We start from the raw sequence: 21,603 nt of genomic DNA, 5'->3' as shown, positions 1-21,603 counted from the left end.
CGGTGACCGGATCGGCATGTTCTGGCATGGCCACTACGACCGCCTGCATCTCCACACCGCCAGGGGCTTCTCTCATCTTCAGTATTGGCCGTTCCCCCGGAAATACCCACGCTACCCGTCAGGGCTGCAGGTGATTTCCTACTTGAGGCCTATCCGGACCGTTTCGGCGTTCATCAGGCGTTTCGCCACAATGTCGGCTCTCTGGCCCTCGAAGGGGACTCCTGGCGCGTCGAAACGGAAAATGGCTGGGAACACCGGACCGGCGTCGAGCAGGGTGATGATGGCAGGGCCGAGGTGCAGTAATGGAGTCCAGGATGAAGGCGGCCACGACGGCGGTGAAGACCATCGGGCAGCGCGCAGCATGGCGGCGGTGATGTACGAAGTCGGGCCCGCTCGAGCGGCTCTTCCGCTGGGTCGGGCGCAGACCGGGCGAAACCGGTCGGCGACCTGCCCGACCGTACCTGCGCACCGGAGGATTCCCCGCGCAGCCAGCCGAGTCTACTGTGAGTGCGTGCGCGGTCGCATCGAAGCCGACTATCTGGTGGTCGGTGCTGGGACAGCGGGGATGGTCTTCACCGACCGGATCCTCGCGCATTCGAATGCCACGGTCGCGATCGTCGATCGTCGGCATGCGCCCGGGGGACACTGGCAGGACGCATATCCGTTCGTTCGGCTGCACCAGCCCGCCAACCTCTACGGCGTCGAATCCGTGCCATTCGGAGCCGACAGGCGCGACGTCAGCGGCACGAACGCCGGCATGTACGAGCTGGCCGGCCCGAGCGAGATCTGCGCGCACTTCGAAGAGGCGATGACGCGGGTCTTCCTGCCGACCGGTCGTGTCGTCTACCTGCCCGAGTGCGAGTTCGTTGACGAGGGTCGAATCGTCTCCCGCCTGGACGGCCGCACCGTGGCCATCACCGTGCGCCGCCGCGTGGTGGATGCGAGGTACCTCGAGGGCCGCATCCCCGCCACCTCCGCCCCGCCGTTCGCCGTGGCCGAGGGAGTCCGCTGCATCCCCACCGGTGGGCTCGCCCGCCTCGCCCACCCGGCCGGACGCTTCACGGTGATCGGCGCGGGCAAGACCGCCCTCGACACGTGTGTGTGGCTTCTCGAGCAGGGTGTGGATCCCGCCGACCTCACGTGGATCAAACCGCGCGAGGGATGGTGGCCGAATCGACGCTACCTGCAACCGCACGACCTCGTCGTCGACCAGTACGTCGCGAACGCCGCGCAGATCGAGGCCATGGCCCAAGCGACGACGGTTGATGATCTCTTTGCACGGCTCGACGAACAGGGAATCCTGCTGCGGGTCGATCCCTCGGTGCCGCCCACGATGTTCCACGGCGCCATCGTCGGAGAAGCCGAAATCGCCCTCCTCCGGCAGATCAAGGACGTCGTCCGCCTCGGTCACGTGCGTTCTGTCGAGCGCGACCGCATCATCCTCGACGGGGGCATCATCCCCACGACACACGACACGCTGCACCTCCACTGCGCGGCGCCGGGGCTCGCCCGGCCGCCACTCCGTCCGATCTTCGAGCCTCGCCGCATCACGCTTCAGCCGATGTTCTGGGGCACCGTCTCGTTCCAGTACGCGATGCTTGGCGTCGTCGAAGCCGAACTCCACGACGACGGCCAGAAGAACGAGCTGTGCCGTCCGCTGCACCTCTGGGATCGGAATGTCGACTTCCTCATCGCCTACGCGGCGCTGATGGCGAACGCCCGGGCTCGCGGCCAGCATCCGGCCGTGTCCGCCTGGTCGCGCACGAGCCGGCTGTACCCTTTCGCCGAGCTGGAGCGTTACGCCGACGACCCACGCCTCCCAGAGGCTCGCGAGCGCAGCCGAGCCCATGCCGCCGGAGCGCTCTCCAACCTCCCGCGCCTCATCGCCTCGGCGTGACCGGACCATCGGCGGCCGGCGATCGCTGAGGGGCGGTGAGACGCGCGCTGCAGGCTCGAGACCAGACCGGCGGCTGCGGCTTCGCGCCCGATGGGGCGGGTTCCTTACGTTGTTGAAGGATTGACCAGCCGGTGCCCCCCGCGACGGCTCGGCCGCTGATTGTTGGAATCTTCTCCCCAGACACCGCAGTGAGGTGGGTCCAGTTGCCGAGACGTCGTGACCCGAATCGAATCATGCGACTTCCGGCCAAGCCACTACCTGGTCGCATAGAAGGCAACGGCCGACGAGGCCGCGACGTTGAGCGAGTCGACGCCGTTCATCATCGGGATCGTGACCCGCCGGTCGAGCACCCTATCTGTCTCAGGCGTCAGCCCCTCACCCTCGGTGCCGAAGACCAGGGCGAGGTTCTCGTCGTCCTCGGCGACCAGCTCGTCGAGCGTGATCGCACCCTCCCCCAGGGTCATCCCCGCAACGACGTAGCCTGCCTCCTTCAGCAGCCCGACGTCCTCGGGCCACGCTTCGATCCGCGTCCACGGCACCTGGAACACCGTCCCCATCGACACCCGGATCGAGCGGCGGTACAGCGGGTCCGCGCACTGCGGCGTCACCAGCACGGCGTCGACGCCAATGGCTGCGGCGCTGCGAAAGACCGCGCCCACGTTCGTATGGTCCGTGAGGTTCTCCAGGACCGCGATCCTCGACCTCCCCCGCCCGCGAGTGCGATCAGCCACGTCGGCGAGCAGCCGCTCGACCGGCACGGGCTCGGGCCGGTGCATCGCGGCCATCGCACCACGGTGGAGGTGGAAGCCGGTGATCTCCTCGAGCAGCTCGGGCGTCCCCACGTACGCGGGGACGTCCGGAAAGGCGGCGAGCACGTCCGCGAGGCCCTCGAGCCACTTCTCGGCGAGGAAGAACGATCGCGGGCGGTGCCCGGCGTCGAGGGCCCGGCGCAGGACGCGCGTGGACTCGGCGATGTAGAGGCCCTCGGCGGGCTCGCGCACCTTCCGCAGGTGGACGTCGGTGAGCTGGGTGTAGTCGGCGACGCGTGGGTCGTCGGCGCTCTCGAGGCGCACGACGTTCGGCGGGCCGACGACGGCGGGCGGGGCGGCGCCGTCGTGCGCCTCCGCCCCGCGGGCGGGGTTCGGCGACTTCTCAGCCACGGGCAAGCCTCGAGACCATGTCGATGAGGGCCATGAGCCCCAGGAGCACGATGACGAGCCGCAGCGCGCCCGGGCGCATGCGCCGGCCGATCCCGGCGCCGAGGAACCCGCCGATCGTCGAGCCGACGGCGATGAGCAGCACGACGAGCCAGTTGATCCGCTCGAACGCGAACAGCAGGTAGGACACGGCCGCGATGAGGTTCACACCCAGCGTCAGGACGACCTTGATCGCGTTGGACTGCTGGAGCGTGCCGTGGAAGAAGATCCCGAGCACGGCCATGAGCAGGACGCCCTGCGCCGCGGTGAAGTAGCCGCCGTAGACGCCGATGACGAAGACGAGGACGTACAGGACCGCAGGGAGCCGCTGGTGGTCGGCCTCCTCGGGCGGCACGTGGCCGAGCGCCTGCCGCCGCTTGGCCCACGCGGACAGCCGCGGCTGGAACACGACGAGCAGGATGGCGACGACGATGAGCACCGGCGCGACGAACGTGAAGACCCGCTCGGGCAGGGTCAGGAGCAGAAAGGCCCCGACGAGCCCGCCGACGAGGGAGACGGGCAGGAGCCGCAGCAGGGTCCGCTTCGCGCTCGCGGCCTCGCGGCGGTAGCCGTAGGCGCCCGAGAAGCCCCCGGCCACGAGGCCCATGGCATTCGAGATGATCGAGTTCACGGGCCCGTAGCCGAGGGCCACGAGGATGGGGAACGTCACGAGGGAGCCCGAGCCGACGATCGTGTTGATCGTCCCGGCCCAGAGGCCGCCGAGGAAGACGAGCGCCTCGCGCCAGAAGTCAGCCAGCTCCACAGTCAGGAGGCGGCGGGTGCACCGGCTCGGGCGGCGGCGGCGCCGTCCTTCGCGGTGGCCGTGTAGCGCCCGTCGCGCGCGACGACGTCGAGGGCCATCCCGAACGTCTCGCTCAGGTTGCCCTCGGTGAGGGTCTCGGCGATCGGGCCCGCGGCCACGATCCCGCCGTCGCGCAGCAGGAGCGCGTGCGTGAACCCGGGCGGGACCTCCTCGAGGTGGTGCGTGACGAGCACGAGGGCGGGCGCGGCGTCGTCCGCGGCGAGCTCCGAGAGCCGGTGCACGAGCTCCTCGCGGCCGCCGAGGTCCAGGCCCGCGCCGGGCTCGTCGAGCAGCAGGAGCTCGGGGTCCGTCATGAGGGCTCGGGCGATCTGGACGCGCTTGCGCTCGCCCTCGCTCAGCGACGCGAAGACGCGGCCGAGCAGCGGGCCCATCCCCCACTCGTTGAGCAGGCGGAAGGCACGGCGCTCGTCGTCGCGCTCGTAGGCCTCGCGCCAGCGGCCCGTCACGCCGTAGGCGGCGGTCACGACGACGTTGAGCACCTTCTCGTGCTCGGGGATCTGGGCCGCGAGGGCCGCCGAGGCGAGCCCGATGCGCGGGCGCAGCTCGAAGACGTCGACCTTGCCGAGGGTCTCGTCGAGGACGTCGACGGTGCCGCGCGACGGGTGCATGCGGGCCGCGGCGAGCTGGAGGAGGGTGGTCTTGCCGGCGCCGTTCGGTCCCAGGACGACCCAGCGCTCCCCCTCGCGCACCTGCCAGTCGATGCCGTCCAGCAGCGTCTTCGTCCCACGGACGACGCTGACCTTGGACAGCTGGAGAACATTGCTCATGACTTCTGACCCTAGTGCAGATGCTTCGCCCACGGCGAACCGCCCAGGGGCTGGCTAGAATCTTGGGCTATGCCTGCAGATTTCGCCGCCGTCCTCCATGCCGCCTCGCTGTCCGAGGCCGACGCCGCCGCGGCCGCCCGCGCCCTCGAGGGCGCCGGAGCCGGCGTCGGGCCCTTCGGGCGGGCGGGCGGCTCGCGCTACGAGGTGCTGGCCGCGGACGTGACGCTCGACGGCGCGCGGCTGGGCGAGGCGCGCGAGGCCCTCGCCGGGCTCGGGTTCGGGGCGTCCCTCGTGCCCGCCGCGCTGCGCGCGGCCGAGCGGAAGCTGCTCATCATGGACGTCGACTCGACGCTCATCCAGCAGGAGGTCATCGAGCTGCTCGCCGAGCACGCGGGCAAGCGCGAGGAGGTCGCCGCGGTGACCGAGGCGGCGATGCGCGGCGAGCTCGACTTCGCCCAGAGCCTGCACGCGCGCGTCGCGACCCTCGCCGGGCTCCCGGTCGAGGTCATCGAGAAGGTGCGCGCCGCCGTCGTGCTCTCCCTCGGCGCGGAGGAGCTCATCGAGGCGTTCCACGCGGCGGGGCACGTCGTGTGCGTCGTCTCGGGCGGCTTCAACCAGATCCTCAATCCGCTCGCGGAGCGGCTCGGCCTCGACCACGCGCTCGCGAACGAGCTCGAAGTCGTGGACGGCCGCCTGACGGGCCGGGTGCTCGGCGAGGTCGTGGACCGCGCGGTCAAGGAGCGCATGCTGCGGGAGTGGGCCGGCGGGCACGGCATCCCGCTCGAGCACTGCGTCGCGGTGGGCGACGGCGCCAACGACCTCGACATGCTCGGCGCGGCCGGGCTCGGGGTCGCGTTCAACGCCAAGCCCAAGGTCCGCGCGGCCGCGGACGCGGCGATCGACCTCCCGTACCTGGACATCGTCCGCCACCTCGCGGGCGTCTGACCCCGCGTCCGGTGGGACATGACCCCTCAACCAGGGACTGGCCAAGCGTCTAAAGGCATATGACCCCTCAACGTTGAGGGGTCATGTCCCCTGCGTTGAGGGGTCAGGCCTGGAAGTGCTCCGCCCCGCCGACGTACTCCGTGTGGCCCGTCGGGACGTCCGCCGTGACCATCTTCGCGACCTCGGCGGCGAACTCCTCGACCGAGTAGAGCTTCCCGGCGGCCTCGCGGCGCGCCTCGATCGCACCGGGGGCGGCGCGGTCGAGGAGGGTCGCGGTGATCGTGCCCTCGATCATGTCCCCCGAGACGACCACGAAGGTGATGCCCTTCTCCTCAAGCCACGGGACGAGCTCGCGGAGCGCCTTCTCGCCGGCGTTCTTGGACCGGGCCACCGGCTCGTACGCGTCCATCGTCGGGACGGTGTCGATGAAGTGGGCCTGGTGGCTCGTGACGAACACGACGCGCGATCCCGGCTTCATGCGCTCGGCCGCGGCCTTGAGCATGTTCACCTGGGCGTCGCGGTTGAGCCGCAGCGCGTAGTCCTCGCCGAGGCCCGACTCCATGCCGCCCGAGGCGTTCAACACGAGGATGTCGAGGCTCCCGAAGGAGTCGATGGCCGCCTGGGCGAGCGCCTCGACGTCGTCCGCGTTGGTCAGGTCGCCGCCCACGGCGACGGCGCGGCCGCCGGCGGCCTCGATCTCCGCGACCACCTTGTTGGCGCGCGGCGCCTTCTGGCGGTAGTTGATGACGACGTTGGCGCCCTCGCCGGCGAGGATCGTGGCCGTCGCGGCGCCGATCCCGCGCGACGACCCCGTCACGATCGCGGTCTTGTTCTCCAGCAGTCCCATCCGAACTCCTCGTTGTCGCACTCGTCCAAAAGAATCAGGTCCGGGGTCCATCATGCCAGCGCATGAGGGCCCACCAGCTGTAGGAAACCTACAGAACCGGCAGAACCGGCGGCGGGGCCTAGTGGCCCATGCCGAGGCCGCCGTCGACCGGGATGACGGCGCCGGAGATGTAGGCAGCCTCGTCGCTCGCGATCCAGCGCACCACGTTGGCGACCTCCTCCGCCTCGGCGAAGCGGCCGGCGGGAACCTTCGTGAGGTACTCCTTCTGCGTCTCCTCGGGCAGCTCCGCCGTCATGTCGGTGTTGATGAAGCCCGGCGCGACGACGTTGGCCGTGATGCCGCGCGAGCCCAGCTCGCGGGTGAACGAGCGTGCGAGGCCGACGAGGCCGGCCTTCGAGGCGGAGTAGTTGATCTGGCCGGGCGCGCCGTAGAGGCCCGAGACCGAGGAGATGAGGATCACACGGCCGCGGCGCAGGCGGATCATGCCCTTGGACGCGCGCTTGACCACGCGGAAGGCGCCCGTGAGGTTCGTGTCGAGGACGGACGTGAAGTCGTCCTCGCTCATGCGCAGCAGGAGCGTGTCCTTCGTGATCCCGGCGTTGGCCACGAGCACCTCGACCGGGCCGTGCGCCTCCTCGACGGCCTTGAAGGCGGCGTCGATCGAGGCCTCGTCCGTGACGTCGGCCTGGACTCCAAGGATCCCCTCGGGCAGCTCGGAAGGCTTCCGGTACGTCACGGCGACCTTGTCCCCGTTGGCGAGGAAGGCCTTCGCGATCGCCAGGCCGATGCCGCGGTTCCCGCCGGTGACGAGGACGCTGCGCGGGGAGGGTGCTTCCAGGGTCACGGTGCTCCTTGAGAAGGGGTCGGGGCGCCTCTGATCGGCGCCGGTTCACTTCAGAATCCTAGCCGCCGCGGGCACCGAGACGGGGGCGAGGGGCCCCGAGCCGGCCCTCGGCCCATGGTCCCCGCCCCGATTGGCCCCTCCGACGGGCGCGGTGGGACAATGGACAGTGCTTGGGAGTGTGATGACGAGAGATCCTGCCGGCCGCACCGGCCACGACGCTTCCGGGAACGCCGCGGAGGTCCACAGCATCACCGCCGCCCAGCCCGGCCACAGCGTCGATATGCACCAGCGCATGGTCCGCTACGCCGTGGCCATGGGCATCCGCATGGTCTGCATCCTGCTGCTCTTCGTCCTCGACGGGTGGCTCAAGCTCCTCGCGGTGGCCGGGGCGGTGTTCCTGCCGTGGGTCGCTGTGGTCATCGCGAACGCGCAGACCCAGGCCGAGACGTACGACGGCGACATGGTCGACGCCGCGCCGCTCGCCGAGATCGGTCCCGGGGCGCCACCGGAGGCGGCCGCCGAGACGATCCAGGGCGAGGTGGTCGACGGCGAGGCCGAGCCGGGCGACGCCGCACCGGACGACGACGAGCCCGGCGACACGACAGACGAGACGACATACCGCGACAAGGAGGACGGCGCCGCGTGAACCTGCTGGACATGATCCCCGGCCCTGAGGGCGCTGACGGCGGCGACCGCGCCAATGGCGACCGGCCCGAGGAGCAGCCCGTGTGCTCCCGCAAGGGCTGCCGCGCGGCGGCGTCCTGGCGGCTCCTGTGGAACAACCCCCGGATCCACACCGCCGAGCGGCGGAAAGTGTGGCTCGCGTGCGCCGAGCACCGCGAGTGGCTCGAGGACTACCTGCGCACCCGCATGCTCTGGCGCGAGACGCTCCCGTTGGACACGCCCGCCGGGGCGTCCGCCTGATGTACCGGTTCCTGTTCTCCCGCCGCTGGCTCATGTACCTCGGGCTCGCCGCCCTCTTCGCCGTTGCGTGCGTGTTCCTGAGCCGCTGGCAGCTCGCGCGCCTCGACGAGGCGAGGGCCGTCGTCGACCGCGTCGAGCAGAACTACGACGCCGCGCCGATGCCCTTCGCCGAGGCAGCGGGCGAGTTCGGGCGGTTCGACATCGAGAGCGAGTGGCGCCCGGTCGCCCTGCGCGGGACGTACGACGTCGAGCAGACCCGGGTCGTGCGCAACCGGCCGCTCAACGGGCAGCCGGGCTACGAGGTCGTCGTGCCGCTGCGCCTCGAGTCCGGCGAGACCGTGATCGTGGACCGCGGCTGGCTGCCGATCGGCAACGCCGAGGCGGGCCGGCCGGACGCCGTGCCGGCCCCGCCCGCGGGGACGGTCGACGTCGTCGTGCGCCTGCGTCCGGCCGAGCCCGCGCTCGACCGCGGCGCGCCCGAGGGGCAGCTCGCCTCGATCGACCTCAGCGGGTACGCGGACCAGCTGCCCTACCCGATCCTCGAGGGCGCATACGGGCTGCTCGCGAGCGAGGACCCGCCCGCGGCCCAGACGCCGGCACCGCTCGCGAAGCCGCAGCCGGACGAGGGAACGCACCTCTCCTACGCGCTCCAGTGGCTCGCATTCGCCGTCCTCATGTTCATTGCGTTCGGCTGGGCCGCGCGCCAGCAGGCCCGCAACGACGCGATCGACGCGGCCGCTGACGCCGCCGAGGCGCACGCCGCCGCCCGCGCCGACGGCCGGGACGAGGGCGCCGCGCGCGAGGCCGCCGAGCGGGCCGCCGCGAGGGCGGCCCGGCTCGGGCCGCGGCAGCGGAAGCGGCCCACCGCCGAGGAGGAAGAGGACGCGATCCTCGATGCCCAGGGCTACCAGTAGGCCCGGCTAGGATCAGCCGCATGCCTGACTCTGTCCCCGACTCCCTCCCGGGCTCTCCCATGGAACGCGCGGGCTCTCCCGTGGAGCGCGCGGGCTCTCCCGTGGAGCGCGTCCGCGGCGCTCTTGTCGCCGCCGGGCTCTCCGACACCGTCCGGACCTTCGCCGAGGACGTGCCCACCGCGGCCGCGGCCGCGGAGGTGCTCGGCTGCGAGGTCGGCGCGATCGCCAACAGCCTCGTGTTCGACGCCGACGGCGAGCCGCTGCTCATCCTCGCGAGCGGCGCCGCGCGCGTCGACACCCGCCACGTGGCCCGGCAGATCGGCGTCGGGAAGATCCGGCGCGCGTCCGCCGACTTCGTGCTCGAGCACACGGGCCAGCGCGTGGGCGGGGTCGCGCCCGTGGGCCACCCGGCCCCGCTGCGCACCCTCATCGACGTGCACCTGCGCGCGTACCCGCTCCTGTGGGCGGGCGCCGGCGACCACCGCTCGATGCTCTCGATCGGGTACGACGACCTCGCCCGCGTGACCGGGGCCGAGGAGCTCGAGGTCCGGTAGCGCGGGACGCCAGCTCAGGCGAGCGTGATGAGGTCCAGGTAGTCCGCGCTCCAGAGGTCCTCGACGCCGTCGGGCAGCAGGACGACGCGCTCGGGGTTGAGCGCCTCGACCGCTCCCTCGTCGTGGCTGACCATGACGACGGCGCCCTTGTACGTCTTGAGCGCGCCGAGGATCTCGCGGCGGCTCGCGGGGTCGAGGTTGTTGGTCGGCTCGTCGAGCAGCAGGACGTTGGCGCTGGAGGCCACGATCGTCGCGAGCGCGAGCCGGGTCTTCTCGCCGCCGGAGAGCACGCCCGCGGGCTTGTCGACGTCGTCGCCCTGGAACAGGAACGAGCCGAGGATGCCGCGCACGTCGGCGTCGCCGAGGTGGTCCGGGGCAGCGCTGCGCATGTTCTCGAGGACCGTGCGGTCGTGGTCGAGGGTCTCGTGCTCCTGCGCGTAGTAGCCCACCTTGAGCCCGTGCCCGGGCTTGATCTCGCCCGTGTCCGGGGCGTCGACGCCGGCGAGCATGCGCAGGAGGGTCGTCTTGCCGGCGCCGTTGAGGCCCAGGATGACGACGCGCGAGCCGCGGTCCACGGCCAGGTCCACGTCGGTGAAGATCTCGAGCGAGCCGTACGACTTGCTCAGGCCCTCCGCCATGAGCGGGGTCTTGCCGCATGGGGCGGGCTCGGGGAAGCGCAGCGCGGCCACGCGGTCCGAGGCGCGCTCCTCCTGCAGGCCGGCGAGCATCCGCTCGGCGCGCTTGGCCATGTTCTGCGCCGCGACGGCCTTGGTCGCCTTGGCACGCATCTTGTTCGCCTGGTCGAGCAGGACGGCGGCCTTCTTCTCCGCGTTGGCCCGCTCGCGCCGTCGTGCGCGCTCGTCGGTCTCGCGCTGGGCCAGGTAGCGCTTCCAGCCCATGTTGTAGATGTCGATGACCGCGCGGTTCGCGTCGAGGTGGAAGACCTTGTTCACGGTCGCCTCGAGCAGCTCGACGTCGTGCGAGATGACGATGAGCCCGCCCTGGTGCGCCTTGAGGAAGTCGCGCAGCCACGCGATCGAGTCCGCGTCGAGGTGGTTGGTCGGCTCGTCGAGCAGGAGCGTGTCGGCCGCCGAGTACAGGATGCGCGCGAGTTCGACGCGGCGGCGCTGGCCGCCCGAGAGCGTGCGCAGCGGCTGGTTGAGGATCCGGTCCGGGAGGGCGAGGTTCGCCGAGATCGCGGCCGCCTCCGCCTCTGCGGCGTACCCTCCGCCCGCGAGGAACTCGGCCTCGAGCCGGTCGTAGCGCGCCATCGCCTTGCGCTGGACGGCGGCGTCGTCGCTCGCCATCTCGGCCTGCGCGGCGCGGAGCTTGCGGACGACGACGTCGAGCCCCCGGGCGGAGAGGATGCGGTCCCGCGCGAGCTGCTCCATGTCCGGCGTCCGCGGATCCTGCGGGAGGTAGCCGATCTCGCCCGAGCGCGTCACCGTGCCCGAGGCGGGCAGCCCCTCCCCCGCGAGGACGCGCGTGAGGGTCGTCTTGCCGGCCCCGTTCCGGCCGACGAGGCCGACCTTGTCGCCCTTGTCGATGCGGAAGTTCACCTCGTCCATGAGCAGGCGCGCGCCGGCGCGGAGTTCGAGGTTGGAGACGGTGATCACGTGGTGCAGGCCTTTCGGGAGGACGGCCCGGACGTGGGCCTCCCTCTATGCTAGTGACCCGCGGCGGCCTCCCCCACATCGGCCGGCACGAGCAGGCCCTCCTGCTCGCCGATGACGGCGAGCGAGAGCTCCCGGTAGCCGACCGACTCGAAGAGGACCGTGATCCTGTCCGCCTCGGCCGCCATGACGATCCCCGGGCCCCACTCGCGGTGCCGCACGGGCAGCTGGAGCGGCCACTCGGCCGGCGCCTCGGACTCACGCGCCTCCACCTCGGCCCGGCTGCCGGCCTCGGCGCAGCGGTCGCAGTTCCCGCACCACGCGGGCGCGTCCTCGCCGAAGTAGTTCAGCAGGTGCTGCCGTCGGCAGCCGTCCGTCTCCGCGTAGGCCCGGACCATCTCGATCCGCGAGGCGTCGATGCGGCGGCGTGACTCGTCCTCCTCGTGGGCGTGCCGGACCGCCTCGGAGGCGGACGTCCCCGGAGCCGCGCGGAAGCCGGCGCGGCCGGCGCGGACGGCGCCGCTGTGCTCGAGGAGGTTGAGCGCGCGGGAGACGGCGCGCGGGCCGAGCCCGGTCTCGCGGCGCAGCGCCGCGGCGCGGAGGGGACCCCTCTCCGAGACCGCCTCGAACACGGTGCCCAGCGTCTCGGCGTCGGCGCCTCCCCCGGCGAAGAACCGCCGCAGCCCGAGGTCCTCCGGCCGATAGTGCAGGACGGCGACGGCGGGCAGCCCATCCCGGCCTGCGCGGCCGACCTCTTGGTAGTAGCTGTCGAGCGAATCCGGCGCGTCGGCGTGGACCACGAACCGGACGTCGGGCTTGTCGATGCCCATGCCGAACGCCGTCGTGGCGACGACGACGTCGAGCCCGCCCCCGAGGAAACGCCCGTGCGCCGCCTCGCGGTCCCCGCGGGACCGCCCGGAGTGGTACGCCTCGGCGCGGAGCCCCCGTTCGGCGAGGGCGGCGGCGTACTCCTCGGTCGCCCGCCGCGTCCCGGCGTACAGGAGCCCGGGCCCCTCGAGGCCCGCGACCTCGTCGAGCACGGCCGCGCGCTTGTCCCGCTCCGACGCGTGGCGCATGACGCGAAGGCCGATGTTCGGCCGGTCGAAGCCCTGCACGAGCACGAGCGGGTCGCGCAGGCCCAGCCGCTCGACGATCTCGTCGCGCGTGTGCGGCGTCGCGGTGGCCGTGAGGGCGACGACGGCGGGCCGGCCGAGCCGGCGGATCGCCTCGCCGAGCGCGAGGTAGTCGGGCCGGAAGTCGTGCCCCCACGCGGAGACGCAGTGGGCCTCGTCGACCACGAACAGCGCGGGCGGCCGCGCCGCGAGCCGCTCGAGGGTCCCCTCGCGCGCGAGCTGCTCGGGCGCGAGGAACAGGAAGCGGGCCTCGCCGCCGTCGTAGGCCTCCCAGGCCGCGCGCTCCCGGCGTGCGCCCACGGTCGAGTTGACGGCGAAGGCGGCCTCGGCGTCGAGCGCGGCGTTGATGTCCTCGACCTGCTCGTGCTGCAGGGCGATGAGCGGGCTCACCACGATCGTGCAGCCGCCGAGGGCCGCGCCCGGGACCTGGTAGATGGCCGATTTCCCGTGGCCCGTGGGCATGACCGCGAGGACGTCGCGCCCCGCGGCGACGGCCTCGACGGCCTCCCTCTGGCCCTCGCGCCAGTCGTCGATCGCGAAGGCCTCGGCGGCCCTCTCGAGGTCGTCGGGGGTGGGCGGATGGGGGCGGCGCGGCCCGGGCTGAGGAGTCACCGGCTCCTCCTACCCCCGCCGCCGCGAGCGGAAACGGGCCGCCCGCCGCCGCCGTCGTCGTCCTTCTTGTGGCACACCGCCAAAGGAGGCGCCGGGGCGCTCGTGGGTGCCCTACAAAATGGGCCTTGCCCGGGGTGCGTACCCTACACAGCAGACGCTGCCGTACAGGACCGGCGGCACCCGCACCCGCACCCCTGCACCAGGAGGACCCATGAAGCAGAAGAGCGCCCCCGCCGCGGCCGCGGCATCGGGCACGCGTCCGCGCCGGACGTGGGACGCCCAGTCCCTCGCCCTCGTCGCCGTCTTCGCCGCCCTCATCGCCGTCTCGGCCATCGTCCCGGGCATCCCGGTCGGGGGCTTCGGCGTGCCGATCACGGTGCAGACGCTCGCGATCGTGCTCACGGGCCTCGTCCTCGGCGCCGCCCGGGCCACGGCCGCCGTCGGCCTCTACCTCGCGCTCGCCTTCGCGGGCCTGCCGATCTTCTCGGGCGGCCGCGCGGGCCTGCAGATCCTCGCCACGGGCTCGGCCGGGTACATCATCGGCTTCCTCGTCGGCGCGTTCGCGATCGGGCTGCTGGCCGAGCTCGTCATCCGGCGCACCTCCCCGCGGCGGCGCGGCCTGTGGTTCTTCCTCGCCGCGACGGCGGTGCTCGTCGTCGTGATCCACGGCCTCGGCGTCGCGGGCATGGTCGTGAACCTCAAGCTCGCGTGGGGCGCGGCGTTCCTCGCCGACCTCGCCTACTACCCGGGCGACCTGCTCAAGAACGCCGTCGCGGCGGTCGCGGCCGTGGCCGTGCACCGCGCCTTCCCGGACGTGCTCGTCCGGCGCGTCAAGGCGCCGGAGGCCCTTTCAGCGTGAGCCGGATCGAGCTCGACGGCGTCCGCGTCGCCGTCGCCGTCGAGGACCCCGAGTCGGGCCGCACCCACTCCAAGGTGCTGCTCGACGGCGTCGGCCTCGACCTCACCGAGCGGCGCATCGCCGTCGTGGGCGCCAACGGCTCGGGCAAGTCGACGCTCCTGCGCCTGCTCAACGGCCTCGTGCTGCCGAGCGCCGGGAGCGTGCGCGTGGACGGCCTCGACACGGCCGCGGACGGGCGCGGGGTGCGGGCGCGGGTCGGGTTCGTCTTCACCGATCCGCTGAGCCAGCTCGTGATGCCCACGGGCCGGGAGGACGTCGAGCTCTCGCTGCGCCGGCACCACCGCTCGCGCGCCGAGCGGGCCGCGGCCGCGCAGGCGGTCCTGGACCGGTTCGGGCTCGGGGAGCTCGCCGATCAGAGCGTCTACGAGCTCTCCGGCGGCGAGCGGCAGCTCATGGCCCTCGCCGCGGTGCTCGCCGTCGAGCCGTCGGTCTTGATCCTCGACGAGCCCTCGACCCTCCTGGACCTGCGCAACCGCGAGCTCCTGCGGCGCACGCTCGCGGGCCTGGACCAGCAGGTCATCCTCTCGACGCACGACCTCGAGCTCGCCCTCGACGCCGAGCGCGTGCTCGTGGTCGACGCCGGCCGGGTCGCCTTCGACGGCGCTCCCGCGGAGGCGGTCGCGTTCTACCGCGCCCTGTGCGCGGCCCCGGCGCACGACGGCGGCGGCTGATGCGCGCGCGGACCTCGCCCGGGCTCCTGGCCGGGTATGTGCCCGGGGACTCGTGGCTGCACCGGGCGCCGCTCTGGGCCAAGTTCGCGGGGGTGCTCGCGGCGGGGGCGGCGAGCTTCGTGCTGCTCGACTGGCGGGCCTCGGCCCTCGCCGTGGGAGCCGTGGTGGCCGCGTGGCTCTCGGCGGGGCTGGGCGTGCGCCGGCTCGTGGCGCCGTGGAAGCTCGTCGTCCCGCTCCTGGGCGTGCTCCTCGTCTTCCAGTGGTGGCAGCAGGGTCCCGCCGTCTCGGGCCGGATCGTGCTGAACCTCCTGCTGTGCTTCCTCGCCGCCGGGCTCCTCACGGCGACCGTGCCGCTGCGGGAGCTGCTCGACGCCGTCGCCGCCACGGCGCGGCCGTTCCGGCGCTTCGGCGCCGATCCGGAGCGGTTCGCCCTCGCGATCGCGATCATGCTGCGGAGCATCCCGGTCCTGGCCGGCTCCTTCGCCGAGGTCGGCGACGCGGCCCGGGCCCGGGGGCTCGAGCGCAGCGTCCGCGCGCGGACGATCCCCGTCGTCCTCTCCGCCGTCGCCTATGCCCGCCGCACGGGAGACGCCCTCGCGGCCCGCGGCCTCGGCGACAACTGACCCGCCCGCCCCGCTCTTCCCCGCGATCCGTCCCAAGGATCCGGGGTCACCTCCCAAGAATGCGGGGTCACCTCCCAAGGATCCGGGGTCACCTCCCTAGGATCCGGGGTCACCTCCCAAGGATCCGGGGTCACCTCCCTAGGATCCGGGGTCACCTCCAATGGTTTCGGGTACGGATCTCGATGCGAAACTGCCCATTCGCGGGCCGTCCGGTGGCCCAGCACGTGACCCCGCAACGCAGGAACGTGACCCCGCAACGCAGGAACGTGACCCCGCAACGCAGGAACGTGACCCCGCAACGCAGGAACGTGACCCCGCAACGCAGGAACGTGACCCCGCAACGCAGGGAGGTGACCCCGCATCGGAGGGAAGGGGTCGGCACGCTGCTCAGGGGAGGTCGGTGGCCTCGAAGAGGGCCGCGGTGCCGATCCCGCCCGCGGAGCTGATCATCGCGAGGCACAGCGAGCCCTCGGGCAGGGCCTGGGCCCGCGCCAGCAGCCGAACCACGGACACCGCTCCCGAGGCCCCGTAGGCGTGGCCGAGCGCGATGGCCCCGCCGTCCGTGTTGAGCACGGCCTCGAGCCGACCGTCCCGGAGCCCGAGCCTGTCGATGCATGCGAGCACCTGCCCTGCGAAGGCCTCGTTGAACTCGACGGCGGCCAGGTCGGCCGCGGCGACGCCGTGGGCCCCGAGCAGCTCCTCGGCAGCGGCGGCCGCGCCGAGGCCGAGCCGGCGCGGATCGACGCCCACGGAGGCAGCCCCGACGAACGCGAGCGCCCGCCGCCCGCCGTCGGAAGGCTGCGGGTCCAGGGCCTCCGGTGCCGCGACGAGCACCGCAGCGGCCCCGTCCGCATCGCCGCACGAGTTGCCGGCCGTGACCGTCCCACCGGGGACGAATGCGGCGGGGAAGCGCGCGAGCAGGGAGGCGTCGAGCCGCGGCCGGGGGCCGTTGTCCGCCCGCACCCAGCCGCCGCGCCCGCGCACGGGCACGAGCTCGCCGTCGAACGCCCCGTCCCCCGCCGCGGCGAGGGCGAGCCTGTGGCTGCGCAGCGCGAAGGCGTCCTGCCGCTCCCGGCCGACGCCGGCCTCCCGCGCCACCGACTCCGCGGCGACGCCCATGTCCGGGTCGCCGGGCTCGTCCTCCCCGGGCCGCGTGGGCGCGTGCTGGGCCCGCGAGTAGAAGTCGATGCCGCCGTCGCCCGTGCGCCGTCCGCGCACGGGCGCGGTACTGATGGACTCGGCCCCGCCGGCGAGGAAAGCGGCGCCTGCGCCGGCCTGGGCGAGCCGGCACGCGAGGACGACGGCGTCGAGCCCCGATCCGCACTGCCGGTCCACCGTGATGCCGGGGATCCGCTCGGGCAGGCCGGCCTCGAGCGCGGCGAGGCGCGCGAGATTGCCGCCTCCGCCCGCGGCGTTGCCCACGACGACGTCGGCAATCATGCCCTCCCGCACGCCCGGCCCGTCGGCGAGGGCGCGCAGCACCGGCGCGAGCAGGTCCTGGACGGGCACGTCGGCGAAGTGCGTGCCCGCGCGGGCGAGCGGGGTCCGGCGGCCGGCGACGACGAGCGGCGCGTTCTCGCGGGCAAGGCGGCGCACGCCCTGCGCCCCCGGCCCGGCCTGGGGAACGGCCTCAGACGAGCGGCCGGGCACGGCTGTCGCCCTCGAGGATCCAGCGCTGGAACTCGGCGCGGGAGAGCTTCCCGCGCTCGGTCGTGGGGAGCGCGTCGAGCTGGAGGTACTGGAGCGGGCGCTTGACCGGGGCGAGGGCGCCCTCGAGCCCCGCGCGGACGGCCAGCTGCCCGAGGCCCGCGTGCGAGGGCACGATCCCGGCCACGATGCGCTGCCCGCGCACGTCGTCGGGCACGCCCGCGACGACGACCTCGGCCACGCCGTCGAGCATCGCGAGGGCGGCCTCGACCTCGTGCGGGTACACGTTGGCGCCGCCCGTGTTGATCATGTCCGCGCGCCGCCCGAGCACGTGCAGCGTCCCGTCGTCGAGGAACCCCTGGTCGCGCACGGTGGCCCAGCCGCGGAGGTGCGTGAACGCCTCCCCGTCGTCGCCCCACACGTAGCCCGAGCTCACGAGGGGGCTGCGCACGCAGATGTTGCCCACCGCGCCGTCGGGCAGGGGCGCGCCGGCGTCGTCGAGGATCGCGAGCTCGACGCCGGGGAACGCGCGCCCGACGCCGGTGCCCACCTCGGCGGCCCCGCCGCCGGGCGCGTGGCGGCTCGCCGCGACGAACGAGAGCTCGGAGGCGCCGTAGTACTCCCACACGTCGGCGTGGGGCGCCCAGCGCCGGACGGCCTCGAGCGTGCGCCGGTCGAGCTTCTGGCCCGCGCACACGATCGCGGTGACGCCGCTCGCGTCGACCTCGCCGGCGAGGCCGCGCTCGGCGAGGACGCGGAGCATCGTCGGGACGAGGACGAGCCGCGTGATCCCCCGCCGGGTGATCTCGGCGTGCGCGTCGCCGACGTCGAAGTGCGCGAGGGTGTGGAACGACGCGCCCGCGTGGAGGCACTCGGAGAGGGTGTAGAGGTTCAGGCTCGCGGACAGCGGCCCGGGCGCGAGGACCCGGTCGTCGGGGCTCAGCCCGAAGCACTCGACGGAGGCCTCGAAGGAGCGCCGCCACGACTCCCTCGTGCGGGAGAAGCCCTTGGGCAGCGAGGTCGTGCCCGAGGTGAGGCCGACGAGGAACGACGACGAGGGGTCGCCGTCGGCGAGCTCCGCCGGCCCGTCGGCAGCACCCCCGAGGCGCCCGGCGGCACGCCCCGCGCGCTCCGCGAGGCGCGCCACGACGTCGTCCGCGAGGGCCTGGGGCCAGAGCGGGTCGAGGACGGCGCACTCGCGCTCCCCCGCGACGCCCGCGGCCCAGCGCACCGCGAAGTCCACCCCGTTGCCCTGGCGGAGGACTCCGGTCGGCTCGCCCGAGCGGGCGAGGGCCTCGGCGGCACGGTGCAGCTCCGACCACGAGAGCCGCTCCCGGCCGCACACGACGGCGGGCTCGTGCGGCTTCTCGGCAGCCCAGCGGCGCAGCCGGTCGAGGAATGGCATCCGCTCAGTCTATCGGCGGGGCGAGAGCTACCCTTGGGTACATGAGCTTCAATGACGACGCGCAGCTTGACCCGTCCCAGGTGCAGGACCAGCGCGGCGGCGGGGGGCGGTTCGGGAGGGGCACCGTCATCGGCGGGGGCATCGGCGGCGGGATCCTCGTGCTCGTCCTGAGCCTGCTCGGGATCAACCCGCAGATCCTCGAGGGGCTCATGGGGCAGGCGCCGCAGGGCCAGCAGCAGACGGGCCCCGGGACCGCGGCGGAGTGCCGCACGGGCGCGTCGGCGGACGCCCGGATCGACTGCCGGATCGTCGGGACGGTCAACAGCCTCAACGCGTTCTGGGCCGCCTACCTCCCGGAGCGGGGCGTCAAGTACCCGCAGCCCGGGGCCGTCATCTTCGACCAGGCCGTGAGCACGGGCTGCGGGACGGCGACGAGCGAGGTCGGCCCGTTCTACTGCCCGGCCGACACGACCGCGTACTTCGACCCCGGGTTCTTCGCGGTCCTCGAGACGCAGTTCGGGGCCTCGAGCGGGCCGCTCGCGCAGGAGTACGTCGTCGCCCACGAGTTCGGGCACCACGTGCAGAACCTCATCGGCACGCTCGACTACGCCCAGCAGGATCCGCAGGGGCCGCAGTCCGGCGCGGTCCGCGTCGAACTCCAGGCGGACTGCCTCGCCGGGATCTGGGCGCAGCACGCCGACTCGGCGCCCGGCCCGGGCACGGGCGAGCCCTTCCTCGAGCCGGTCACCCAGCAGGACCTGCGCGACGCGCTCTCGGCCGCGGCCGCCGTCGGCGACGACCGCATCCAGGCGGCAGCGAGGGGCCGGGTCAACCCCGAGGCCTGGACCCACGGCTCTGCCGAGCAGCGCCAGGCCTGGTTCATGCGCGGCTACGACAGCGGCGACATCGACCAGTGCAACACCTTCACGGGCCGGGTATAGCCACGGCATGAGCCTGCATCCCCGGCGACCAGGGCAGGCCCGCCGCCCCCTGCTGGGGCGCGGGCTCGCCGGCGCCGCCCTTGCCGCTGTCCTCGCTGCCGGAGCGGCAGGGTGTACGGGAGGGCAGCCAGCGCCGTCGCCCACCGCCGCGGCGACAGGCGACGGCACTCCCCCGCCGCAGGCATCGCCAGCGGCAGCGGCCGGGGACATCCCGTCGATCGTCCAGAACGTTGAGCCCTCAGTCGTTACGATCCTCACCCAGGACGGCGTGGGCAGCGGGGTGGTGTACCGCCAGGACGGGCTGATCCTCACCAACGAGCACGTGATCCGGGGGACCACCAGGGTGGAGATCGGCTTCGCCGACGGCCAACGGGCGGTGGGGACGGTCAGGGCCGCCGACCGCGTGTCCGACCTCGCCCTCGTCCAGGCGGAGCGGACGGGCCTGCCGGAGGCGCAGTTCGAGACGCGGCTGCCCCGCGTGGGCGAGCTCGCCGTCGTCATCGGCTCGCCGCTGGGGTTCGAGAACACGGTCACGGCCGGCATCGTCTCGGGCCTCCAGCGGTCCATCCCCGGCTCGGCCTCGAGCAGCCTCTCCCTCGTCGACCTCATCCAGACCGACGCCCCGATCAGCCCCGGGAACTCGGGCGGCGCGGTGGTCAACGCCCAGGGCAAGGTGATCGGGATCAGTGAGGCGTACATCTCGCCGCAGGCCGGCGCGGTGGCCCTGGGCTTCGCGATCCCGGCCGCCACGGCGGTCGAGGTGGCCGAGGAACTCCTCGCGGACGGCACCGCCGACCACGCCTTCCTCGGACTCGGCCCCGCGCCCATCACCCAGCAGATCGCCTCCGAGCTAGGCCTCCCGGACGCGCGCGGGATCCTGGTCCTCTCCGTGTCCGAGGGCGGCCCCGCGGCGAGGGCCGGGATCCGGCCCGGAGACGTCCTCCTCAGGGTGGACGGCAGCGATCTCAGCGCTCCGGAGGACCTGCTCTCCGCCCTGCGCGCCCGCAACCCCGGCGACACGGTCGACCTCGAGGTGCGGCGGGACGGGGCAACCACCCAGCTGAAGGTCACGCTCGCGGAGCGTCCCACGGGGCCCGCCAACGAATAGGGGCCGGGCTTCCCTCTGCCCAACACGCACGACGACGGGCGGTCCCCCTCCGTACGGAAGGGGACCGCCCGTCGTCGTCAGCGGCCCGGGATCCGGGCCGGGATCAGATGTTGAAGCCGAGCGCGCGCATCTGGTCGCGGCCGTCCTCGGTGATCCGCTCGGGACCCCACGGCGGCATCCACACCCAGTTGAGGCGCCACTCGTCCACCGAGCCCTCGAGCGCCTTGCCCACCTGCTCCTCGAGGACGTCGGTGAGCGGGCACGCGGCGGTCGTGAGCGTCATGCTGATGAGCAGCGCGCCATCCTCGCCGTACTCGAGGCCGTACACGAGGCCGAGGTCGACGACGTTGACGCCGAGCTCGGGGTCGATCACGTCCTTGAGCAGCTCCTCGACGTCGTCGAGGGCCGTCTGTCCAGGCTGGATCTCCGTCATGGCGGCAGTCCTCAGGCCTTGGCCGCGCCGGCGCCGGCCGCGTAGCGGTCGTAGCCCTCGTCCTCGAGGCGGTCGGCGAGCTCGGGGCCGCCCTGCTCGGCGATCCGGCCGTCGACGAACACGTGCACGAAGTCCGGCTTGATGTAGCGCAGGATCCGCGTGTAGTGCGTAATGAGGAGCGTGCCCATGTTGCCCTCGGCGTGGGCGCGGTTGACGCCCTCCGAGACGACCTTGAGCGCGTCGACGTCGAGGCCGGAGTCGGTCTCGTCGAGGACCGCGAACTTCGGCTTGAAGAGCTCGAGCTGGAGGATCTCGACGCGCTTCTTCTCGCCGCCCGAGAAGCCCTCGTTGACGTTGCGCTGGGCGAAGTCGGCGTCGATCCGCAGCTGGTCCATGGCCGCCTTGACGTCCTTGGTCCACGTGCGCAGCGCGGGGGCCTGGCCGTCGATCGCGGTCTTGGCCGTGCGCAGGAAGTTGGTCATGGTCACGCCCGGGATCTCGACCGGGTACTGCATGGCGAGGAAGAGACCGGCGCGGGCGCGCTCGTCCACGCTCATCTCGAGGACGTCCTCGCCGTCGAGCGTGATCGAGCCCGAGGTGACCGTGTAGCGCGGGTGGCCCGCGATGGTCGAGGCCAGCGTGGACTTGCCCGAGCCGTTGGGGCCCATGATGGCGTGCGTCTCGCCCGTCTTCACGGTGAGCGTGACGCCCTTGAGGATCTCCTTGACGCCCTGCTCGGTCTCGATCGAGACGTGCAGGTCCTTGATCTCCAGAGTCGACATGTGTG

Annotated in this window: 22 protein-coding genes; 11 read left to right on the top strand and 11 right to left on the bottom strand. The window is 73.0% G+C overall.

Annotation, left to right across the window (positions count from 1 at the left end):
• The first annotated feature begins 511 nt into the window (after window positions 1–511).
• Window positions 512–1,897, top strand: coding sequence for an NAD(P)-binding protein (locus tag ACUYMY_RS08580; protein WP_481703161.1), 1,386 nt, complete (start codon window positions 512–514; stop codon window positions 1,895–1,897).
• A 254-nt stretch (window positions 1,898–2,151) separates the two neighbouring features.
• Here ACUYMY_RS08580 and ACUYMY_RS08575 read toward each other — a convergent pair whose 3' ends face one another.
• The 3 genes from ACUYMY_RS08575 to ACUYMY_RS08565 form a co-directional block, all read right to left on the bottom strand.
• On the bottom strand, window positions 2,152–2,970 hold the full coding sequence (locus ACUYMY_RS08575; protein ID WP_481705014.1) for a TrmH family RNA methyltransferase: 819 nt from the start codon (window positions 2,968–2,970) through the stop codon (window positions 2,152–2,154).
• Window positions 2,971–3,049: 79 nt separating this feature from the next.
• On the bottom strand, window positions 3,050–3,850 hold the full coding sequence (locus tag ACUYMY_RS08570; protein ID WP_481705013.1) for a sulfite exporter TauE/SafE family protein: 801 nt from the start codon (window positions 3,848–3,850) through the stop codon (window positions 3,050–3,052).
• 8 nt (window positions 3,851–3,858) lie between these two features.
• Window positions 3,859–4,683: an ABC transporter ATP-binding protein gene (locus ACUYMY_RS08565; RefSeq protein WP_481703160.1), complete on the bottom strand. Its 825-nt coding sequence runs from the start codon at window positions 4,681–4,683 to the stop codon at window positions 3,859–3,861.
• A 69-nt stretch (window positions 4,684–4,752) separates the two neighbouring features.
• Between ACUYMY_RS08565 and serB the strand changes: the two genes are divergently transcribed.
• Entirely contained in the window at window positions 4,753–5,628 is an 876-nt protein-coding gene (serB, locus tag ACUYMY_RS08560; RefSeq protein WP_481703159.1) for a phosphoserine phosphatase SerB, read from the top strand.
• Between the two features lie 103 nt (window positions 5,629–5,731).
• On the opposite strand, the gene ACUYMY_RS08555 is transcribed toward serB, so the two are convergent.
• Window positions 5,732–6,475, bottom strand: coding sequence for an SDR family oxidoreductase (locus ACUYMY_RS08555; protein WP_481703158.1), 744 nt, complete (start codon window positions 6,473–6,475; stop codon window positions 5,732–5,734).
• Between the two features lie 118 nt (window positions 6,476–6,593).
• A complete protein-coding gene (gene fabG / locus ACUYMY_RS08550; protein ID WP_481703157.1) occupies window positions 6,594–7,319 on the bottom strand; it encodes a 3-oxoacyl-ACP reductase FabG in 726 nt (241 codons plus the stop codon).
• A gap of 181 nt (window positions 7,320–7,500) precedes the next feature.
• On the opposite strand from fabG, the gene ACUYMY_RS08545 reads away from it, so the two are divergent.
• Genes ACUYMY_RS08545 through ACUYMY_RS08530 form a run of 4 tightly spaced genes read left to right on the top strand, consistent with a single transcriptional unit; the run spans window position 7,501 to window position 9,711 of the window.
• Window positions 7,501–7,965 carry a DUF3099 domain-containing protein gene (locus ACUYMY_RS08545; RefSeq protein ID WP_481703156.1) on the top strand — a complete coding sequence of 155 codons (465 nt, stop codon included), beginning with the start codon at window positions 7,501–7,503 and terminating at the stop codon, window positions 7,963–7,965.
• On the top strand, window positions 7,962–8,243 hold the full coding sequence (locus ACUYMY_RS08540) for a hypothetical protein (protein ID WP_481703155.1): 282 nt from the start codon (window positions 7,962–7,964) through the stop codon (window positions 8,241–8,243). The genes ACUYMY_RS08545 and ACUYMY_RS08540 overlap by 4 nt, the downstream gene beginning before the upstream one ends.
• Window positions 8,243–9,157 carry an SURF1 family cytochrome oxidase biogenesis protein gene (locus ACUYMY_RS08535; protein ID WP_481703154.1) on the top strand — a complete coding sequence of 305 codons (915 nt, stop codon included), beginning with the start codon at window positions 8,243–8,245 and terminating at the stop codon, window positions 9,155–9,157. Before ACUYMY_RS08540 ends, ACUYMY_RS08535 begins: the two co-directional genes overlap by 1 nt.
• A 59-nt stretch (window positions 9,158–9,216) precedes the next feature.
• Window positions 9,217–9,711 carry a YbaK/EbsC family protein gene (locus tag ACUYMY_RS08530; RefSeq protein ID WP_481705012.1) on the top strand — a complete coding sequence of 165 codons (495 nt, stop codon included), beginning with the start codon at window positions 9,217–9,219 and terminating at the stop codon, window positions 9,709–9,711.
• Between the two features lie 14 nt (window positions 9,712–9,725).
• Here ACUYMY_RS08530 and ACUYMY_RS08525 read toward each other — a convergent pair whose 3' ends face one another.
• Both ACUYMY_RS08525 and ACUYMY_RS08520 read right to left on the bottom strand, forming a co-directional pair.
• Entirely contained in the window at window positions 9,726–11,327 is a 1,602-nt protein-coding gene (locus ACUYMY_RS08525) for an ABC-F family ATP-binding cassette domain-containing protein (RefSeq protein ID WP_481703153.1), read from the bottom strand.
• A 50-nt stretch (window positions 11,328–11,377) separates the two neighbouring features.
• Window positions 11,378–13,069: a RecQ family ATP-dependent DNA helicase gene (locus ACUYMY_RS08520; RefSeq protein WP_481703152.1), complete on the bottom strand. Its 1,692-nt coding sequence runs from the start codon at window positions 13,067–13,069 to the stop codon at window positions 11,378–11,380.
• 211 nt (window positions 13,070–13,280) lie between these two features.
• Here ACUYMY_RS08520 and ACUYMY_RS08515 point away from each other — a divergent pair, with 211 nt between their 5' ends.
• Genes ACUYMY_RS08515 through ACUYMY_RS08505 form a run of 3 tightly spaced genes read left to right on the top strand, consistent with a single transcriptional unit; the run spans window position 13,281 to window position 15,282 of the window.
• The gene (locus ACUYMY_RS08515; RefSeq protein WP_481703151.1) at window positions 13,281–13,928 is read left to right on the top strand and encodes a biotin transporter BioY; all 648 of its coding nucleotides are present in this window, start codon (window positions 13,281–13,283) and stop codon (window positions 13,926–13,928) included.
• Window positions 13,925–14,659, top strand: coding sequence for an energy-coupling factor ABC transporter ATP-binding protein (locus ACUYMY_RS08510; RefSeq protein ID WP_481703150.1), 735 nt, complete (start codon window positions 13,925–13,927; stop codon window positions 14,657–14,659). Before ACUYMY_RS08515 ends, ACUYMY_RS08510 begins: the two co-directional genes overlap by 4 nt.
• On the top strand, window positions 14,659–15,282 hold the full coding sequence (locus tag ACUYMY_RS08505; protein ID WP_481703149.1) for an energy-coupling factor transporter transmembrane component T family protein: 624 nt from the start codon (window positions 14,659–14,661) through the stop codon (window positions 15,280–15,282). Before ACUYMY_RS08510 ends, ACUYMY_RS08505 begins: the two co-directional genes overlap by 1 nt.
• A 387-nt stretch (window positions 15,283–15,669) precedes the next feature.
• Here the strand turns inward: ACUYMY_RS08505 and ACUYMY_RS08500 are convergent, their stop codons facing one another.
• Both ACUYMY_RS08500 and ACUYMY_RS08495 read right to left on the bottom strand, forming a co-directional pair.
• Complete coding sequence (locus ACUYMY_RS08500; RefSeq protein ID WP_481703148.1) at window positions 15,670–16,878, bottom strand: thiolase family protein; 1,209 nt, start codon at window positions 16,876–16,878, stop codon at window positions 15,670–15,672.
• Window positions 16,879–16,912: 34 nt separating this feature from the next.
• Window positions 16,913–18,334 (bottom strand): class I adenylate-forming enzyme family protein, encoded by a 1,422-nt coding sequence (locus tag ACUYMY_RS08495; protein ID WP_481703147.1) that lies wholly within the window; start codon window positions 18,332–18,334, stop codon window positions 16,913–16,915.
• 41 nt (window positions 18,335–18,375) lie between these two features.
• Between ACUYMY_RS08495 and ypfJ the strand changes: the two genes are divergently transcribed.
• Both ypfJ and ACUYMY_RS08485 read left to right on the top strand, forming a co-directional pair.
• The gene (gene ypfJ / locus ACUYMY_RS08490; protein ID WP_481703146.1) at window positions 18,376–19,275 is read left to right on the top strand and encodes a KPN_02809 family neutral zinc metallopeptidase; all 900 of its coding nucleotides are present in this window, start codon (window positions 18,376–18,378) and stop codon (window positions 19,273–19,275) included.
• Window positions 19,276–19,282: 7 nt separating this feature from the next.
• Window positions 19,283–20,383: a S1C family serine protease gene (locus ACUYMY_RS08485; RefSeq protein ID WP_481703145.1), complete on the top strand. Its 1,101-nt coding sequence runs from the start codon at window positions 19,283–19,285 to the stop codon at window positions 20,381–20,383.
• A gap of 103 nt (window positions 20,384–20,486) precedes the next feature.
• Here ACUYMY_RS08485 and ACUYMY_RS08480 read toward each other — a convergent pair whose 3' ends face one another.
• Together ACUYMY_RS08480 and sufC are read right to left on the bottom strand one after the other, a co-directional pair.
• Entirely contained in the window at window positions 20,487–20,816 is a 330-nt protein-coding gene (locus tag ACUYMY_RS08480; protein ID WP_481703144.1) for a metal-sulfur cluster assembly factor, read from the bottom strand.
• Between the two features lie 11 nt (window positions 20,817–20,827).
• Complete coding sequence (sufC, locus tag ACUYMY_RS08475) at window positions 20,828–21,598, bottom strand: Fe-S cluster assembly ATPase SufC (RefSeq protein ID WP_481703143.1); 771 nt, start codon at window positions 21,596–21,598, stop codon at window positions 20,828–20,830.
• Window positions 21,599–21,603 lie beyond the last annotated feature (5 nt).

It is taken from the genome of Sinomonas sp. T428B (genome assembly GCF_056780155.1).
This window is presented reverse-complemented; position numbering and strand designations above follow the sequence as displayed.

Excerpts from the sequence above, each read along its gene's own strand:
- ACUYMY_RS08565 (WP_481703160.1), bottom strand. The coding sequence starts at position 4,683 with ATGAGCAATGTTCTCCAGCTGTCCAAGGTCAGCGTCGTCCGTGGGACG.
- serB (WP_481703159.1), top strand. The coding sequence starts at position 4,753 with ATGCCTGCAGATTTCGCCGCCGTCCTCCATGCCGCCTCGCTGTCCGAG.
- ACUYMY_RS08555 (WP_481703158.1), bottom strand. The coding sequence starts at position 6,475 with ATGGGACTGCTGGAGAACAAGACCGCGATCGTGACGGGGTCGTCGCGC.
- ACUYMY_RS08545 (WP_481703156.1), top strand. The coding sequence starts at position 7,501 with ATGACGAGAGATCCTGCCGGCCGCACCGGCCACGACGCTTCCGGGAAC.
- ACUYMY_RS08535 (WP_481703154.1), top strand. The coding sequence starts at position 8,243 with ATGTACCGGTTCCTGTTCTCCCGCCGCTGGCTCATGTACCTCGGGCTC.
- ACUYMY_RS08530 (WP_481705012.1), top strand. The coding sequence starts at position 9,217 with ATGGAACGCGCGGGCTCTCCCGTGGAGCGCGCGGGCTCTCCCGTGGAG.
- ACUYMY_RS08515 (WP_481703151.1), top strand. The coding sequence starts at position 13,281 with ATGAAGCAGAAGAGCGCCCCCGCCGCGGCCGCGGCATCGGGCACGCGT.
- ACUYMY_RS08505 (WP_481703149.1), top strand. The coding sequence starts at position 14,659 with ATGCGCGCGCGGACCTCGCCCGGGCTCCTGGCCGGGTATGTGCCCGGG.
- ACUYMY_RS08495 (WP_481703147.1), bottom strand. The coding sequence starts at position 18,334 with ATGCCATTCCTCGACCGGCTGCGCCGCTGGGCTGCCGAGAAGCCGCAC.
- ypfJ (WP_481703146.1), top strand. The coding sequence starts at position 18,376 with ATGAGCTTCAATGACGACGCGCAGCTTGACCCGTCCCAGGTGCAGGAC.
- ACUYMY_RS08485 (WP_481703145.1), top strand. The coding sequence starts at position 19,283 with ATGAGCCTGCATCCCCGGCGACCAGGGCAGGCCCGCCGCCCCCTGCTG.
- ACUYMY_RS08480 (WP_481703144.1), bottom strand. The coding sequence starts at position 20,816 with ATGACGGAGATCCAGCCTGGACAGACGGCCCTCGACGACGTCGAGGAG.
- sufC (WP_481703143.1), bottom strand. The coding sequence starts at position 21,598 with ATGTCGACTCTGGAGATCAAGGACCTGCACGTCTCGATCGAGACCGAG.